Here is a 16,495-nt window from a genome sequence, read left to right on the forward strand (position 1 = left end):
CATCGGAGACAAGACGCCGTGAACAAAGCGATTCGTATTCTCGTCGTCGACGACGACTCGCAGATTCGCAGCCTGTTGTGCGACTGCCTGGCAGACTTCGGCATGACGACTGCGCAAGCCGGCAGCGGCGCGGAAATGCATCACGCGCTCGGCGAGGGCGGCTTCGATCTCGTGGTGCTCGACCTGATGCTGCCGGACGACGACGGCCTCAATCTCTGCCGCGAGATTCGTGCGACCTCGGAGATTCCGTTGATCATCCTGACCGCGCGCGGCGAGATGACCGACCGGATCGTCGGGCTGGAACTCGGTGCCGACGACTACATCGTCAAGCCGTTCGAGCCGCGTGAACTGGTCGCGCGCATCCAGACGATCCTGCGCCGCGTGCGTGCGCAAACGCAGGGCCGGACGCGGGCGCAGGAGGAAAGCCGCTTCGCCGGATGGCGGCTTCACCAGATCGGCCGCCACCTGATTGCGGCCGACAACACGGTCATTCCGTTGTCGAACGCGGAATTTCGCCTGCTCAATGCGTTCCTCGCCGCGCCGGGGCGAGTACTGAGCCGCGAATACCTGATGGATACCGCGCGCGGCAAGTCGATCGACACGTTCGACCGCAGCATCGACGTGCAGATATCACGCTTGCGTCAGAAGTTGCGCGAGGACATCAAGGAGCCGCGCCTGATTCGCACGATTCGCGGGGAAGGGTACATGCTGGATGTCGGTCATCGTTAGGTGTGCGTGCGGCTGATTGCACGGACCGAGTACGGTTCAGGCACGACGCCTGATGCGTCATTCAGATCAGGCCCATTGCCGACGCCTTGAGCGTCGCTGCCGCGCGTGTCGAACATCCGAGCTTGCGGAACACGCTTTCGATGTGCGTGCGCACCGTGCTCGGGCTGATGGTCAGTTCCCGCGCGGCCTCCTTGTTGCTCGCGCCGCGCGAGATCACACGCAGCACGTCGATCTCCCGCTCGGACAGGCCGGCGCCGGAGGATGCACTTCGGGAGACGCGTCTGGCGACGGGGCTGCCTGCCGACGTCAGCACACCGACCGCTTCGCCGCACAACCTGCCGTCTGCGACCTCGTCCTGCAACAGACGGGCGGCCGCGTCGTCGGTCATCGCGGCACGCCAGGGGCGCGGCGATCGCAGTGCGACCCACGCGACGGATGCCGCCAGCACGCGTGCTTCCAGTGTCAGCGCAGGCGCATGTGCGCCGCGAAAATACCCCGAACCGTCCAGCCGTTCGTAAGCATGCGATGCCAGCAGCGCGGCGTGGCGCAGCGCGCCGGACTGTTTGCCGGCGCGCTCCGTCCAGTACGGTACCAGCCGCACCTTCTCCCACGCGCTTGCGGGCAACGCCGTGGGCAGGTTCCAGATGTCGTTGGGTACGGCGGCCCTGCCGATGCCGTGAATCAGTCCGGCCTGGTAGACGAGCGAACGCCCGGCGTCATCCGCCTTGAGCCGCGCGTGACACCCGGCCGCCGTCACGGCGACCGCGCGCGAAAAACCCGTCATCCACGGCACTTTCAGGTCGACGATGTCGGCGATCAGTTCGGCGTAAGTCGTCCGTTGCATATCGGAGGTCGCCAGTGCGATGTCGAACTCGGCCGGCGACGTGCGTTCCAGTTCCGTCAGCCAGGCGTGCGCGTGACGTAGCGTCGTCGCGACGAGGTGCGCCGGATATCGCGTGTCGGCGCGCTGTTCGATCAGTCCCAGGGCCCGCTCGACGCCATACGTGCGACCCAGCACTTCCAGATCGCCGGCAAGCGCGACGACCGGCACGGCGGCGGGCACGTGTTCGCGTGCGAGCTGCGCCGGGAAGCCGCTGCCGTCCCAGGCTTCGAAAATGTGACGCAGCGCCGTTTCGGTCGCCGTCGACAGCCCGAGTATCCGCGCGACCTCGCCGGCGACTTCGCAGTGAATCCGTGCGAGTTGCGTCATCGACGCGGCGGCGCCTCCGATGGCCTCGGCTATGCCGGGCCGGTTATCGAGCATCGCCGTGCGGATCGCGATGTCGTCGCCGAACGCCTGCGCGAACCCGGCTGCGTTCGCCGTACAGCCCGACCAGCGAAGCAGCGACACCTCGCGAACCGTATCGCACGCGGACGCGCCCAGTCCGGCCGCGCCTGCGAGTCGTACACCCAGCCATGCGGTGCGAAGCGAATGGTCGGTCGGCTGTCCCATGCTCAGATCGCCGATGAAGGCGATCGCCCTCGCGGAATCGAAGATGCGCAGTGTGGCGTGGCTGGCGTCGGCGTCGAACATCGGGCTCGGCTTGGAAAAAACGCAGGGACGAGCGAACGATCATACGCCACGCGGGTGCGGGCGCCCCGTTGCGTGACGCTGTCCGGGGTCGGTCATTTGACCGATCCCGGACGGCCCGAGCGATCGGGACAATCTGGCTGCAAGTGGGGCAAGCGACATGCCATGCCGCATGAATGCTTCCTTGCGCCTTTGGAGTCGCCGGAGTCGTGGCGACCGGGGCCCACCTTGTCAGAAGGAGTCGTCGTCTTATGCCTCATCCCATTTCCGCCTTGGGTGCCGGTCACACCCTCGTCAGCCTGGTGACGTTCGCCGCGGGGCTCTACAGCTTTGCCCGGTATCAGAAGATCGACAGCGCGACCCGGTCCGCCAGGATTTACGTCGCAGGCATGGTGATATCCGTGTTCACGTCGTTCGGCTTGTCCAGTACCGGCGGTTTCAATGCCGGGCATGCACTCGGCATCCTGGCGCTGATCGCGACATCGGGAGGGCTCCTCGTGCCGCGCATCGAAGCGCTGGGGCGTGCACGGCGGTACCTGGCCCAGTTCGCATTCTCGTTCAGCTTCTTTCTGTTGCTGGTTCCCGGGATCAACGAGACGCTGACGCGGCTGCCGATCGGTCACCCGCTTGCCAATGGCCCCGCGTCGCCCCTCGTGCGCGGCTCGCTCGCCGCGTGGCTGGGCATCTTCGTGCTTGGATCGGTGGTGCAGCTGGTGCGGCTTCGGTCGTATCGTAGCCGCGCCTGAACGTGCGGAACGAGGGCGCTAAATTGCTTCATCGCCCGGCGGGCCCGGCCGTGCCGCTTTTCGAGTCGGTACGTGTTGGCCGCACTCGCACCATGTCGATCAACGCCCGCAGCCCGCCCGAAACATGGCGATGACCGGGGTAGTACAGGCACAGCCCCGGCATGACCGGGCACCAGTCTGCCAGCACGCGTTCGAGACGCCCATCGGCCAGCGCATCGCGAACGAGATGGTCGGGCACGAAGGCGATCCCGATCCCGTCGATCGCTGCGTCGACCATCAACGGCTGGTCGGTCAGCGTGAGCGGGCCGCTGACGTTCACCGTTTCGACGACACCGCGGCGCTCGAATTCCCAGCGGTAGAGCGCACCGCTATCGAAGCGAAAGCGGATGCAGTCGTGCCGGTCCAGATCCTGCGGCACGTCGGGGCGGCCGCGCGCGGCGAAATAGGCCGGCGACGCGACGGCGGCGAACCGCACCGGATCGGACACGCGCACCGCGATCATGTCCTGCGGCACGGCTTCGGCCAGCCGGATTCCCGCGTCGAAGCCGCCGGCGACGATGTCGCCGAGCTTGCCGTCGGTCACGATGTCGAGGTGGACCTGCGGGTAGTCGCGCAGGAAGCGCGCGAGCACCGGCTTCAGCACGAGGCGGATCGCCCCTTCGCTGGCGTTGATGCGGACGGTGCCGCTGGGCGTGTCGCGCATCCCGTCGACTGCGAGCATCGCCTCCGCGACCGACGAGATTGCCGGGCGGAGCTTGTCGGCGAGCCGCTCGCCGGCGTCCGTCAGCGACACGCTGCGCGTGGTGCGATTGAACAGGCGAACGCCCAGGCGCTGCTCGAGGCTCTTGATCGAATGACTGATCGCCGACGGCGTGACGTCGAGCTCGACCGATGCCGTGCGGAAGCTGAGGTGCGTGGCCGCCGCGAGGAACACATTGAGCGAGAAGAGATCGCCGCTTTTCAATTGATGAGCTGATTTCATCGTAACATAAAGATTGGCGAGATTGTCATGATAATGCGCCTTTTCTAGACTAGGCCCTGCGTTCGGTTGAACAAGGAGCAGGCAATGAAGATGAAGGCGATCGTGATGACGGGGGCCAACCGGCCCTGGGAAGTGCAGGAAGTGCCGATGCCGGTAGCCGGGCCGGGGCAGGTGCTGGTGAAGGTGCATGCGTCCGGGATGTGCTACACCGACGTGTGGGCCACGCAGGGCTACGGTGGCGACATCTATCCGCAGACACCGGGCCACGAGGTGGTCGGTGAAATCGTCGACGTGGGCGCGGGCGTGCAGGCGCGACGGGTGGGCGACCGGATCGGCACGACGTGGGTGCAGTCCGCGTGCGGGCGCTGCCCGTACTGCCGCGAACATCGCCCGCTTTCCGGCCAGACGGCCGTGAACTGCGATGCGCCGCGGACCACCGGGTTCGCATCGCAGGGCGGCCATGCGGAGTACATCGCCGTCGCGGCCGAGGGCACGGTGCTGTTGCCCGACGGGCTGGCCTATGTCGATGCCGCGCCGATGATGTGCGCGGGCTACACGACGTGGAGCGGCTTGCGCGATGCGGCGCCGCAACCGCACGAGAAGGTGGCCGTGCTCGGCATCGGCGGGCTGGGGCACGTGGCGCTGCAGCTGTCCCGCGCGTGCGGCTTCGAGACCATCGCGATCACGCATTCGGCCGACAAGCGCGATCTCGCGATCGGGCTGGGCGCGGACCGGGTCGTCGCGAACGGTGCGGAACTGCGCGATCTGGGCGGCGCGGATGTCCTGCTGGTCACGACCAACGAGTTCAGTACTGCAGAGGAAGCGATGACGGGCGTGCGGGTCGACGGCCGGGTGATCCTGTGCGGGCTCGACTTCAGCAAGCCGTTCTCGATCGCGTCGCAGCGCAAGCCGTTCCACATGATGCGCCAGCAGGTCATCGGCTCCACGCATGGCGGCTTGCGTTACCTGAGCGAGGTGCTGGACCTCGCCGCCAAAGGCAAGGTCAAGCCGATCGTCGAGACGTTCTCGCTGGACCAGGCGACCGATGCCTATGACCGCCTCGCGTCCGGGAAGATGCGCTTTCGCGGCGTGTTCACGCCCGCGCAAAGCCACTGACGCTCGAGCGTGCCGGGAGATGCGGGGACGTATCTCTCGGCAAGCGCGCGTGGCAGGCTCGCCGCGCTTCGCATTCGCGCAGTGATCGAATTGGCCACACCGATCGGCGGCGTTCGTCCGCGATCGCCGTTTCGCTGACATCGACTGCCGCCCGATCGGGCGCGGCGTGGCGATGTTGTCCGGCGCATCCGGTCGTAGCCCGGCATCGGTCGTAGCGACATCCGCGATTTCCCGTCAGGCCCTGCTTTGCGCCGGCACGGCGACGCCAGACCACCGGCCCATGCCCGCCTGGCGGCCCTCCCGCACCCGACATGGCAAATCTGCTCACCGCAATCGAGCGGCTTGGGCATCGACGTCCGCCGCCGCAAGGCATAGATTTCCAAGGTTGACGTGCCTATCCGCACGCCAGCCCGCGCGCAGGCCGGCAACCGGCCGCGCGTTCCCAATCAGCGTGAGACACAATCGAGCGTGGAGACGACACGATGAGCCTGTCAGAGCCATTGCGTCTGCATGTGCCGGAGCCCACTGGGCGCCCGGGCTGCAAGACGGACTTTTCCTATCTGCATCTATCGCCGGCCGGCGCCGTTCGCCGCCCGCCGATCGACGTTGCCGCGGCGGACACCGCCGATCTCGCCCGCAGCCTCGTGCGCGTGCTCGACGACAGTGGCAAGGCCGTCGGCCCGTGGGCACCGGATCTCGACGATGCGCGGCTGATCGCCGGCCTGCGCGCGATGCTCAAGACCCGCATTTTCGACGCGCGCATGATGATCGCGCAGCGTCAGAAGAAAATCTCCTTCTACATGTTGAGCCTCGGCGAAGAGGCGATCGGCACCGCGCACACGATGGCGCTGCGCGACGGCGACATGTGCTTCCCGACCTACCGGCAGCAAAGCATCCTGATCACGCGCGACGTCCCGCTCGAACGGATGATCTGCCAGCTGATGTCGAACGAAGGCGACCCGCTCAAAGGCCGCCAGCTCCCCGTGATGTACTCGGACCGCGAAGCGGGCTTCTTCTCCATCTCCGGCAACCTCGCGACGCAGTTCATCCAGGCGGTCGGCTGGGCGATGGCGTCGGCGATCAAGGGCGACACGAAGATCGCGTCCGCGTGGATCGGTGACGGCGCGACGGCCGAATCCGACTTCCATACCGCGCTCACGTTCGCGCACGTGTACCGCGCGCCGGTCGTGCTGAACGTCGTCAACAACCAGTGGGCGATCTCGACGTTCCAGGCGATTGCGGGCGGCGAAGGCACGACCTTCGCCGGGCGCGGCGTCGGCTGCGGGATCGCGTCGCTGCGCGTCGACGGCAACGACTTCCTCGCGATCTACGCGGCATCGAGCTGGGCGGCCGAACGCGCGCGCCGCAATCTCGGCCCGACGCTGATCGAGTGGGTGACCTACCGTGCGGGCGCGCACTCGACGTCGGACGACCCGACCAAGTACCGGCCGAGCGACGACTGGTCCCATTTCCCGCTCGGCGATCCGATCGAACGTTTCAAGCACCACCTGATCGTCAAGGGCATCTGGTCCGACAGCGCGCACGAAGCGTTGACGGCCGAGCTCGAGGCCGAGGTGATCGCCGCGCAGAAGGAAGCGGAGAAATTCGGCACGCTGGCCGACGACCGGATTCCGTCGCCGGCGTCGATGTTCGACGACGTGTACAAGGAGCTGCCCGCGCACCTGCGCCGTCAGCGCCAGGAACTGGGAGCGTGATCATGGCGCAACACGAGACAGGCACGGCAACGCAGCCGATGACGATGATCCAGGCGCTGCGCTCGGCGATGGACGTGATGCTCGGGCGCGACAGCGACGTGGTCGTGTTCGGGCAGGACGTCGGTTATTTCGGCGGCGTGTTCCGCTGTACCGAAGGACTGCAGAACAAATACGGCAAGTCGCGCGTGTTCGACGCACCGATCTCCGAAAGCGGGATCGTCGGCGCGGCGGTGGGGATGGGCGCGTACGGGCTGCGCCCGGTGTGCGAGATCCAGTTCGCCGACTATTTCTATCCGGCGTCCGACCAGATCGTGTCGGAAGGCGCGCGGCTGCGCTATCGCTCGGCGGGCCAGTTCATCGCGCCGATGACGATCCGCATGCCCTGCGGCGGCGGCATCTACGGCGGCCAGACGCACAGCCAGAGCCCGGAGGCGATGTTCACGCAGGTGTGCGGGCTGCGCACGGTGATGCCGTCGAATCCGTACGACGCGAAGGGGCTGCTGATCGCCTCGATCGAGAACGACGATCCGGTGATCTTCCTCGAACCGAAACGGCTATACAACGGGCCGTTCGACGGCCATCACGACCGGCCGGTCACGTCGTGGCTCAAGCATCCGGCCAGCGCGGTGCCCGAAGGCTACTACACGGTGCCGCTCGATACGGCCGCCGTGGTGCGCCCCGGCAACGACGTGACGGTGCTGACCTACGGCACGACGGTGCACGTGTCGCTCGCCGCGGCCGAGGAGACGGGCATCGACGCGGAGGTGATCGACCTGCGCACGCTGTGGCCGCTCGATCTCGACACGATCGTCGCGTCGGTGCGCAAGACCGGGCGCTGCGTCGTGGTGCACGAGGCGACGCGCACCTGCGGCTACGGCGCGGAACTGGTGTCGCTGGTCCAGGAACATTGCTTCTACCACCTCGAGGCGCCGGTCGAGCGCACGACGGGCTGGGATACGCCGTATCCGCATGCGCAGGAGTGGGCGTACTTTCCGGGCCCGGCCCGGGTCGGTGAAGCGTTGCGACGCGTGATGGAGGCGTGAGATGGGGATTCATGTCATCAAGATGCCGGATATCGGCGAAGGGATTGCCGAGGTCGAGCTGGTGGCCTGGCACGTGGAAGTCGGGCAGACGATCAAGGAAGACCAGCCGCTCGCCGATGTGATGACCGACAAGGCGGCGGTCGAGATTCCGTCGCCGGTGACGGGCAAGGTGATCGAGCTCGGCGGCCGGATCGGCGAGATGATGGCGGTCGGCAGCGAGCTGATCCGCCTCGAGGTCGAAGGCGACGGCAACCTGAAGGCCGGCGCACCGGTGCGGGAATCAAAGGTAGCAACCGCACCGGTCGCTTCGGCGCCGTCGAAGTCGGTGGTCGAGGCGCCGGCCGAATCGTCCGCCAAGCCGGCGGCGAAGCACGCACCGGCGGAGCCGCGTCGCGCGAAGCATGCCGAGCATGCGGAGAAAGCGGAACCGCCGCGCGCGGCGCTCGCGCCGGGCGAACGGCCGCTCGCGTCGCCGGCCGTGCGCCAGCGCGCGTGGGACATGGGCATCGAGCTGCGCTATGTGCGCGGCACCGGCGAAGCAGGGCGGATCCTGCACGCGGACCTCGATGCGTATGCGGGCACCGGCAGCGGTGCGGCGCGTGGTTCGCACGCGCATGGCTACGCCGAACGCAACGACGAAACCGACGTGCCGGTGATCGGCCTGCGGCGCGCGATCGCGCGCAAGATGCAGGAAGCGAAGCGCCGCATTCCGCACTTCAGCTACGTCGAGGAGATCGACGTCACCGAGCTCGAATCGTTGCGCACGGAACTGAATCGCCGCCACGGCGACACGCGCGGCAAGCTCACGCCGCTGCCGCTGCTGATCCGCGCGATGGTGATCGCATTACGCGACTTCCCGCAGATCAACGCGCGTTTCGACGACGAAGCAGGTGTCGTCACACGCTACGGCGCGGTGCACATGGGCGTCGCGACGCAGACGGACGGCGGCCTCACGGTGCCCGTGCTGCGTCATGCGGAAGCGCGCGACGTGTGGTCGATTTCCGCCGAGATCGCGCGGCTTGCCGACGCAGTGCGCGCGAACCGCGCGCAGCGCGACGAGCTGAGCGGCTCGACGATCACGATCTCGAGCCTCGGCGCGCTCGGCGGCATCGTGTCGACACCGGTCATCAATCATCCTGAAGTGGGCATCGTCGGCGTGAACCGCATCGTCGAGCGGCCGATGATCCGCGACGGCGCGGTCGTCGCGCGCAAGATGATGAACCTGTCGTCGTCGTTCGACCATCGCGTCGTCGATGGCGCGGATGCGGCCGAATTCATCCAGGCCGTGCGCGCGGTGCTCGAGCGCCCGGCACTGCTGTTCGTGGAGTGATCACGCAATGAAGAACGAACACACCACGCTGCTCGTGATCGGCGGTGGCCCGGGCGGCTACGTCGCCGCGATTCGCGCCGGCCAGCTCGGCATTCCGACCGTGCTCGTCGAGCGCGACCGGCTCGGCGGCACGTGCCTGAACATCGGCTGCATTCCGTCGAAGGCGCTGATCCACGTGGCCGATGCATTCGAACAGGCCCGCGGCCACGCGGGCGAGGGGGCGCTCGGGATCCGCGTGCGCACGCCCGAGATCGACATCGCGAAAAGCGTCGCCTGGAAGGACGGTATCGTCGACCGGCTGACGCGCGGGGTCGGCGCGCTGCTCAAGAAGAACGGCGTGCGCGTGCTGCACGGCGATGCGCAGGTGGTCGACGGCAAGACCGTCGACGTCGTCGGCGGCGGCCATACGACGCGCATCAGCTGCGAGCACCTGTTGCTCGCGACCGGCTCCGAGCCGGTCGCGCTGCCGTCGATGCCGTTCGGCGGGCATGTCGTGTCGTCCACCGAGGCGCTGTCGCCCGAGACGTTGCCGAAGAGGCTGGTCGTCGTCGGGGCCGGGTATATCGGGCTCGAACTCGGGATCGTCTATCGCAAGCTCGGCGTCGACGTGAGCGTGGTCGAAGCGGCGGAGCGCGTGCTGCCCGCGTACGATGCCGAACTCGCGCGGCCGGTTGCCGATTCGCTCGCGCGGCTGGGCGTGCGGCTGTTGCTCGGCCACAAGGTGCTCGGGCTCGCGGAGCACGGCGCGGTGCGTGTGCAGGCCGCCGATGGCGCGGAGCAGACGTTGCAGGCCGACCGCGTGCTGGTGGCGGTGGGCCGCCGGCCGCGTGTCGACGGCTTCGGGCTCGAGTCGCTGCCGCTCGATCGCAACGGCCGCGCGCTGTGGATCGACGACGAGTGCCGGACGTCGATGCGCAACGTCTGGGCGATCGGCGACGTCGCCGGCGAGCCGATGCTCGCGCATCGTGCGATGGCGCAGGGCGAAATGGTGGCCGAGCTGATCGCCGGCAAGCGCCGCAAGTTCGTGCCCGCATCGATCCCGGCCGTGTGCTTCACCGATCCGGAGATCGTCACGGCCGGCTGGTCGCCGGATGACGCGCGGGCGGCCGATGTCGACTGCGTGAGCGCGTCGTTCCCGTTCGCGGCGAACGGGCGCGCGATGACGCTGCAGGCGACCGACGGCTTCGTGCGCGTCGTCGCGCGGCGCGACAACCACCTGATCGTCGGCTGGCAGGCAGTCGGGCGCGGCGTGTCGGAGCTGGCTGCCGCGTTCTCGCAGTCGCTGGAGATGGGCGCGCGGCTGGAGGACATCGGCGGCACGATCCATGCGCACCCGACGCTCGGCGAAGCGCTGCAGGAGGCCGCGCTGCGTGCGCTTGGGCACGCGGTGCATGTGTGACGGGCGAGCCTCCTGAAAAAGCGCCGCGGATGCGCAACGCGCGTATCCGCGGCGATATTTACGACAGGTAGACGGCAGACACGTTCATTCGATATCCGGCACGCTGCGATGCCGGTGCTCCGGGTTTCGCCTAGTCCTCCGGATCGTATTGACCGTCGTCCGTCCTGCTGCGGCCGGCGGATGCCGCCCGCATCCTCAATTCCCGCGGCGTTACGCCGAAGTGCCGCCGAATCGCGGTCGACAGGTAGCTTTGCGTGCCGAATCCGCAGTCCAGTGCGATCGACAGGATGCTGTCCGACGTATGTTCGAGCAGCAGGCGTGCGCGTTCCAGCCGCCGCTCGATGATGTATTGCGCCGGCGTGCGGGAAAACTGCATCCTGAATGCGTCGATCGTCGCGCGCTCGCTCATGCCAACCAGTCGGCAGAGGTCGGCCGTGTCGATACGGCTTTCCAGCGACGCATCGATGAACCGGTTGATCGTCTGTGCGCACAGCGGCGCGCTGGCGGCGTCGGCTGTCAACGGCTGATCGGCGGCGTGCGGGTTTCGCCGGTAGGTGGCGCCGGGCGGTTCGCCGAAGCGACGGTAGTACTCCCGAATGAAGCGCGCCGTGATCGAGAATCCATGCGCATGCAACGTCGCATCGAAATCCGGCCCGTCGCCTCGCGCGAGCGCGCGGTTCACGTGGCGAAAGCGCGCTTCGTTGCGCAGCTCGGTCGATGACCGGCCTGTCAGGCGGCGGATGCCGTGCTCCAGCGCCTCGGTCGCGCAGCCGAGCACGTGCGCGATCGCGCCGAGCGTTTTCCACCGCAGCGGCGCGTCCTCGAGCATGTGGATTGCCATGCGAGTCTGGTGTTCGGGCGTGCAATGGTCGCGGTCGAACAGCGCGCCGTGGTTGTTCGCGTGGCCGGCCACCATGATCTTCAGCATGTGTTCGAGCAACGCGTCGACGGCGACGCCGGGAATGGGCGACATCCTGATCATCCGGCGCAGGCAACCGGCCGCGGCATTCCATTGCATCCGCAGCTCGGGCGAGACCGGTGTCAGCCCGAACTCGACCGGCTCGAGCCCCGGCCGGCCAATCCATTGTGCGAGAAAGCGGTTGACCCGGTCCGCATCGATGATGACCGACAGATGGCCGAATCCGTCGCCCCCCGTCGTGCAGAACGAGTGGCCAGTCGACGAAATCGGCATGACGTCACCCGTCGTGCAGGCCGCATCGTCACCGTTGCTTTCGTAACGAGCGTGGCCACGACGGCAGGACAGGAACAGGTAGTTCGGACGCGCATCGTTCGAGCGGAAGTGAAAAGGCATCAGGTAGTCGACGTCGTAGACGCCGATGCCGTTCCATTCATGTCCCGTCATGCTGACATTCCGACGAACCGCGTGCTGCGCCGTGAACTGGTTGTCGGCATAGATCGTGCCGATGAAATCGGACACTTCGTCGGGGTCGTCGCTGTGAAACCGGTGCGTCCTGCGAAGCGGGTCGCTCATGCTGGTTTCCACTCCGAACGGATGCCGGCGCGACTCGATGCCGGCGGCGGTGTGACGGGACGCACGCAACCGGCGTGCGTGCCCACTATTGCACCTTGCCGGCGCACCGTGCGTCAAGAATTGTCAAACGGGCGGCTGCACGCGGAAGGCCCGTGTTGTCTGATGAAACACCGCGCGGCAACGTCGATGTGTCCGCTCGGCCGGCTTCCGGATTTTCATTTTTCCGGTACGCATTCTTGAAAGAACCGGCACGGTCGGAACGCTAATATGGTTGAACCGATTGTTAGTCAATCGTGGATAGTGCATCTCGACGCGCCCCGTTCATTCGCGCCATCGGCTCGACTACACTCGATCCATCCCAATATTTTCAGTGATCCGGAGTTTTCGAATGAACACAGCATCGATGGCAGACAAGGTCGTATTGATCACTGGCGTCTCGTCCGGTCTCGGTCGCGAACTGGCGCAACGGCTGCTCGCAGAAGGCGCGCGGGTCGCGGGCACCGTACGCGGAGCGGAGCAGGTCGCCGAATTCGAACGGCTTGCGCCCGGGCGTGCGCTCGGTGTCCTGATGGACATCACGCAGCCCGACACGGTAGCGGCGGGCGTGCAGCGTGTGATCGAGCAGTTCGGCCGGATCGACGTGCTCGCCAACAATGCTGGCGTCGGCACGGTCGGCGCGGTCGAGGAGACGACCGAAGCCGATGCGCAGCAGATCTTCGACGTGAATTTTTTCGGCGGGTTGCGCCTGATCCATGCGGTCTTGCCCACCATGCGCCGCCAGCGCTCGGGGCACATCGTGCAGTTCTCGTCGATCGCCGGGTTCGCGGGCTACCCGGGGCTGGGCGTGTACGCCGCGGCCAAGGCCGCGACCGGCGTGCTCGGCGAGGCGTTGGCCGGCGAGCTCGCACCGCTCGGCATTCATGTGACGGTGCTGACGATCGGCATTTTCGAAACCCAGTTCGCCGGACGTTCGCTGGCGTATACGTCGAACCGGATCGACGACTACGCGGACACGCCGGCCGGCCAGTTCCGCGGATTCATCGGCCAACTGCAAGGCAAGCAGCCCAATGTGCCGGAAAAGGGCGCACAAGCGATCGTCGATATCCTCAAGGCGGAGAAGCCGCCGGTCCATCTCGCGCTTGGTGCCGATGCGGTGGGAACGATGCTCGGCCGAGCCGAATCGATCGAGCGTGATATCCGTGCATGGGAAACCGTGTCGCGATCGACTCAGCGCGACTGAGCGGGTATCCGGTTCGTTCGGGTAAGGTCCGGATCAATAGTATCGGTGTGCTAAGTAACGGGAAGGAATCGTCGTGAATCGGCCCTCGTCGCGATCGATATCGCGCGGGCCAGGCATGCGTCCGGATGCGCTGGACGCGAAACCGTGGAGAAGCAGACATGAACAATCGAACAAGCGTGGCGATCGTGACCGGCGCATCGCGAGGTATCGGCGCGGCAATCGCGCGGCGCCTGGTGGACGACGGGCTGGCCGTCGTCATCAATTACGCAGGCAAGGCGAGCGAGGCCGAGGAACTGGCGAGCGATCTCGCGGGCGAGGGCGGGCGGTCGCGGTCCAGGCGGACGTCAGCGATCCGGCTGCCGTGGCGCGGCTGTTCGATGTGGCCGAAGCGAAGTTCGGCGGCGTCGACGTGCTGGTGAACAACGCCGGAATCATGAAGCTGGCGCCACTGGTCGATAGCGACGACGCGCTGTTCGACACGCAGATCGCCATCAACCTGAAGGGGACGTTCAACACGCTGCGCGCGGCGGCGCGCCGGCTGCGCAACGGCGGGCGCATCGTCAACCTGTCGAGCAGCGTGGTCGGACTGAGGCCCGAGACGTACGGCGTCTATACGGCCACCAAGGCAGCGGTCGAAGCGATGACGGGCATCCTGTCCAAGGAGCTGCGCGGTCGCTCGATCACCGTCAACGCCGTCGCGCCGGGGCCGACCGCGACCGACCTGTTCCTGAACGGCAAGTCGGCGGAGCTGATCGAGCGCCTGTCGAAGATGAATCCGCTGGAGCGTCTCGGTACACCGGCCGATATCGCGAACGCGGTCGCGTTCCTCGTTGGTCCGGACGGCGGCTGGATCAACGGGCAGGTGCTGCGCAGCAACGGCGGGATGGTTTGAGTCCGCACGGTTCGTATCGAAGGATCGCAGTCGTCAATCAAGGAGCATCGTCATGGGCAAAACCATTCTCATTACCGGTGCGTCGAGCGGCTTCGGCCGCCTGACGGCCGAAGCGCTGGCGGCGGCCGGCCACACCGTGTTCGCGTCGATGCGCGATACGGCCGGACGCAATGCGCCGGTCGTCGCGCAGATGGCCGCGCAGTCGAAAGCGCAGGGCATCGATCTGCGCACCGTCGAGATCGACGTGCAGTCGCAGGATTCCGTCGACGCCGGCGTCGCCAGCGTGATCGCCGAGGCCGGCCGCATCGACGTGCTGGTGCACAACGCGGGGCACATGGTGTTCGGTCCCGCCGAAGCGTTTACGCCGGAGCAGTATGCGCACCTGTACGACGTGAACGTGCTGAGCACGCAGCGCGTGAACCGCGCGGTGTTGCCGCATATGCGGAAAAGCGCCCGAGGCCTGCTGCTCTGGGTCTCCAGCAGCAGCTCGGCGGGCGGCACGCCGCCGTACCTGGCGCCGTATTTCGCGGCGAAGGCCGCAATGGATGCGATCGCGGTGCAGTATGCGCGCGAGCTGTCGCGCTGGGGCATCGAGACGTCGATCGTCGTGCCGGGCGCATTTACCGGCGGCACCAACCATTTCGCGCATGCGGGCGCGCCGGCCGACGCGTCGCGTGCGGCCGAATACGATGCGGGGCCGTATGCGGGCTTCGGCGAGCAGGTGCTGAAGGCGTTTGCGGACATCGTGCCGGCCGACGCCGATGCAAGCGAGGTGGCACGTGCGATCGTCGACATCGTGGGCATGCCGTTCGGCAAGCGTCCGTTCCGCGTGCACATCGATCCGACGCAGGACGGCGCGGCTGTCGGCTTCGCGGTGCTCGACCGCGTGCGTGCGGAGATGCTGCATCGCGTCGGCCTGTCCGACCTGCTGCAGCCGAAAGCGAATGCGTGACGCGCCGGGCGGCCGGCCGCAGCCGGCGCGTGGCCACTGATCCGGAACGTCATCCCGGACGTGGATCGAACAGGAAATGAATCAGGAGAGCGAAATGGCAAATCATGAAATCAAGGGCAAGACCGTACTGATCGCCGGCGGCGCGAAGAACCTGGGTGGCCTGATCGCACGCGATCTGGCCGCGCATGGCGCGAAGGCCGTCGCGATTCACTACAACAGCGCAGGCTCGAAGGCGGACGCGGAGACGACGGTCGCGGCGATCAAGGCGGCCGGCGCCGAGGCGGTCGCATTCCAGGCGGACCTGACGAGCGCGGCGGCCGTCGAGAAGCTGTTCGCCGATGCGGTTGCGGCGGTCGGCCGCCCGGACATCGCGATCAACACGGTCGGCAAGGTGCTGAAAAAGCCGTTCACCGAAATCAGCGAAGCGGAATACGACCAGATGAGCGCGGTGAACGCGAAGTCGGCGTTCTTTTTCCTGCGCGAAGCGGGGCGGCACGTGAACGACAACGGCAAGATCGTCTCGCTGGTTACGGCGCTGCTCGGCGCATTCACGCCTTATTACGCCGCGTATGCGGGTACGAAGGCGCCCGTCGAGCACTACACGCGCGCGGCGGCGAAGGAGTTCGGTGAGCGCGGCATTTCGGTGACGGCAGTGGGGCCCGGCCCGATGGACACGCCGTTCTTCTATCCGGAGGAGGGGGCGGACGCGGTCGCGTATCACAAGACGGCCGCCGCGCTGTCGAAGTATTCGAAGACGGGGCTGACCGACATCGAGGACGTCGTGCCGTTCATTCGTCACCTGGTCAGCGACGGCTGGTGGATCACCGGCCAGACGATCCTGATCAACGGCGGCTATACGACCAAGTAACACACCTCGGCTGCCCGTGTTTTGCCCGGCACGCGTTGCCTGCCCGTCACGCGTCGGGGCAGGACGACGGGCGGCCGTCTTTCATCGAGGATCGGCATCGTGAACACCGACATACTCCACCATCCGGTCGTGCGGCGCGCGATCGACGCGCTCCAGCAAGGCGATGGCGCGGCATGGGCCGCGCTGTTCGCGCCCGATGCGACGCTGTACGACGACGGCCGGCCACGAGACCTGCACGCATTCAACCGGGACGCGATCGGGACCGAGCGCTTCACGACGATCGATCGCGTCGACAACGACGGGCTCGAGATCCACGGCCGGTTTCATTCGGATCGCTGGGGCACGTTCCGTACGTACTTCAAGTTCCGGGTCGACGCCGATGGCCGGATTACCCGGCTCGACATCGGGCAGGCCTGAGCCGTCCGCATGCCGCCCGTTGCCGCTCCGGCCGGCGGCTTCC

14 protein-coding genes and 1 pseudogene are annotated in these 16,495 nt (G+C 67.1%); 12 read left to right on the forward strand and 3 right to left on the reverse strand.

Annotated features, from left to right (window positions below; genetic code table 11):
- The first annotated feature begins 18 nt into the window (after positions 1 to 18).
- Complete coding sequence (locus CFB40_RS06440) at positions 19 to 729, forward strand: response regulator (protein ID WP_197523792.1); 711 nt, start codon at positions 19 to 21, stop codon at positions 727 to 729.
- A 61-nt stretch (positions 730 to 790) separates the two neighbouring features.
- Here the strand turns inward: CFB40_RS06440 and CFB40_RS06445 are convergent, their stop codons facing one another.
- Positions 791 to 2,263, reverse strand: a complete 1,473-nt coding sequence (locus tag CFB40_RS06445; RefSeq protein WP_089430845.1) for an HD domain-containing phosphohydrolase — start codon at positions 2,261 to 2,263, stop codon at positions 791 to 793.
- A 248-nt stretch (positions 2,264 to 2,511) separates the two neighbouring features.
- On the opposite strand from CFB40_RS06445, the gene CFB40_RS06450 reads away from it, so the two are divergent.
- A complete protein-coding gene (locus CFB40_RS06450) occupies positions 2,512 to 3,006 on the forward strand; it encodes a hypothetical protein (RefSeq protein ID WP_089430846.1) in 495 nt (164 codons plus the stop codon).
- A gap of 28 nt (positions 3,007 to 3,034) precedes the next feature.
- Here CFB40_RS06450 and CFB40_RS06455 read toward each other — a convergent pair whose 3' ends face one another.
- The gene (locus CFB40_RS06455; protein ID WP_089430847.1) at positions 3,035 to 3,988 is read right to left on the reverse strand and encodes a LysR family transcriptional regulator; all 954 of its coding nucleotides are present in this window, start codon (positions 3,986 to 3,988) and stop codon (positions 3,035 to 3,037) included.
- A gap of 84 nt (positions 3,989 to 4,072) precedes the next feature.
- Between CFB40_RS06455 and CFB40_RS06460 the strand changes: the two genes are divergently transcribed.
- The 5 genes from CFB40_RS06460 (at position 4,073) to lpdA (ending at position 10,591) form a co-directional block, all read left to right on the forward strand.
- Complete coding sequence (locus CFB40_RS06460; RefSeq protein ID WP_174975749.1) at positions 4,073 to 5,104, forward strand: alcohol dehydrogenase catalytic domain-containing protein; 1,032 nt, start codon at positions 4,073 to 4,075, stop codon at positions 5,102 to 5,104.
- A 482-nt stretch (positions 5,105 to 5,586) separates the two neighbouring features.
- A complete protein-coding gene (locus tag CFB40_RS06465) occupies positions 5,587 to 6,819 on the forward strand; it encodes a 3-methyl-2-oxobutanoate dehydrogenase (2-methylpropanoyl-transferring) subunit alpha (RefSeq protein WP_089430848.1) in 1,233 nt (410 codons plus the stop codon).
- Between the two features lie 2 nt (positions 6,820 to 6,821).
- Positions 6,822 to 7,862, forward strand: a complete 1,041-nt coding sequence (locus tag CFB40_RS06470; RefSeq protein ID WP_034197866.1) for an alpha-ketoacid dehydrogenase subunit beta — start codon at positions 6,822 to 6,824, stop codon at positions 7,860 to 7,862.
- A gap of 1 nt (position 7,863) precedes the next feature.
- Positions 7,864 to 9,192: a dihydrolipoamide acetyltransferase family protein gene (locus tag CFB40_RS06475; RefSeq protein WP_089430849.1), complete on the forward strand. Its 1,329-nt coding sequence runs from the start codon at positions 7,864 to 7,866 to the stop codon at positions 9,190 to 9,192.
- Positions 9,193 to 9,199: 7 nt separating this feature from the next.
- Positions 9,200 to 10,591, forward strand: a complete 1,392-nt coding sequence (gene lpdA, locus CFB40_RS06480) for a dihydrolipoyl dehydrogenase (protein ID WP_089424949.1) — start codon at positions 9,200 to 9,202, stop codon at positions 10,589 to 10,591.
- A gap of 130 nt (positions 10,592 to 10,721) precedes the next feature.
- Here the strand turns inward: lpdA and CFB40_RS06485 are convergent, their stop codons facing one another.
- Positions 10,722 to 12,083 carry an AraC family transcriptional regulator gene (locus CFB40_RS06485; protein ID WP_089424950.1) on the reverse strand — a complete coding sequence of 454 codons (1,362 nt, stop codon included), beginning with the start codon at positions 12,081 to 12,083 and terminating at the stop codon, positions 10,722 to 10,724.
- A 388-nt stretch (positions 12,084 to 12,471) separates the two neighbouring features.
- Between CFB40_RS06485 and CFB40_RS06490 the strand changes: the two genes are divergently transcribed.
- The 5 genes and pseudogenes from CFB40_RS06490 (at position 12,472) to CFB40_RS06510 (ending at position 16,452) form a co-directional block, all read left to right on the forward strand.
- Entirely contained in the window at positions 12,472 to 13,323 is an 852-nt protein-coding gene (locus tag CFB40_RS06490) for an oxidoreductase (protein ID WP_174975752.1), read from the forward strand.
- Between the two features lie 158 nt (positions 13,324 to 13,481).
- A pseudogene (locus tag CFB40_RS06495) lies at positions 13,482 to 14,215 on the forward strand (SDR family oxidoreductase).
- A 52-nt stretch (positions 14,216 to 14,267) separates the two neighbouring features.
- On the forward strand, positions 14,268 to 15,167 hold the full coding sequence (locus CFB40_RS06500; protein ID WP_069353672.1) for an SDR family oxidoreductase: 900 nt from the start codon (positions 14,268 to 14,270) through the stop codon (positions 15,165 to 15,167).
- Positions 15,168 to 15,261: 94 nt separating this feature from the next.
- Positions 15,262 to 16,035: an SDR family oxidoreductase gene (locus CFB40_RS06505; RefSeq protein WP_089425877.1), complete on the forward strand. Its 774-nt coding sequence runs from the start codon at positions 15,262 to 15,264 to the stop codon at positions 16,033 to 16,035.
- Between the two features lie 99 nt (positions 16,036 to 16,134).
- The gene (locus CFB40_RS06510) at positions 16,135 to 16,452 is read left to right on the forward strand and encodes a nuclear transport factor 2 family protein (RefSeq protein WP_069353673.1); all 318 of its coding nucleotides are present in this window, start codon (positions 16,135 to 16,137) and stop codon (positions 16,450 to 16,452) included.
- The last annotated feature ends 43 nt before the right edge of the window (positions 16,453 to 16,495 follow it).

The sequence above is a fragment of the Burkholderia sp. AU31652 genome (assembly GCF_002223155.1).
Lineage (GTDB): Bacteria > Pseudomonadota > Gammaproteobacteria > Burkholderiales > Burkholderiaceae > Burkholderia.

Bases quoted from the DNA above. Each gene is read 5' to 3' on its own strand.
- CFB40_RS06445 (WP_089430845.1), bottom strand. From the start codon at position 2,263: ATGTTCGACGCCGACGCCAGCCACGCCACACTGCGCATCTTCGATTCC.
- CFB40_RS06450 (WP_089430846.1), top strand. From the start codon at position 2,512: ATGCCTCATCCCATTTCCGCCTTGGGTGCCGGTCACACCCTCGTCAGC.
- CFB40_RS06455 (WP_089430847.1), bottom strand. From the start codon at position 3,988: ATGAAATCAGCTCATCAATTGAAAAGCGGCGATCTCTTCTCGCTCAAT.
- CFB40_RS06460 (WP_174975749.1), top strand. From the start codon at position 4,073: ATGAAGATGAAGGCGATCGTGATGACGGGGGCCAACCGGCCCTGGGAA.
- CFB40_RS06465 (WP_089430848.1), top strand. From the start codon at position 5,587: ATGAGCCTGTCAGAGCCATTGCGTCTGCATGTGCCGGAGCCCACTGGG.
- CFB40_RS06470 (WP_034197866.1), top strand. From the start codon at position 6,822: ATGGCGCAACACGAGACAGGCACGGCAACGCAGCCGATGACGATGATC.
- CFB40_RS06475 (WP_089430849.1), top strand. From the start codon at position 7,864: ATGGGGATTCATGTCATCAAGATGCCGGATATCGGCGAAGGGATTGCC.
- lpdA (WP_089424949.1), top strand. From the start codon at position 9,200: ATGAAGAACGAACACACCACGCTGCTCGTGATCGGCGGTGGCCCGGGC.
- CFB40_RS06485 (WP_089424950.1), bottom strand. From the start codon at position 12,083: ATGAGCGACCCGCTTCGCAGGACGCACCGGTTTCACAGCGACGACCCC.
- CFB40_RS06490 (WP_174975752.1), top strand. From the start codon at position 12,472: ATGAACACAGCATCGATGGCAGACAAGGTCGTATTGATCACTGGCGTC.
- CFB40_RS06500 (WP_069353672.1), top strand. From the start codon at position 14,268: ATGGGCAAAACCATTCTCATTACCGGTGCGTCGAGCGGCTTCGGCCGC.
- CFB40_RS06505 (WP_089425877.1), top strand. From the start codon at position 15,262: ATGGCAAATCATGAAATCAAGGGCAAGACCGTACTGATCGCCGGCGGC.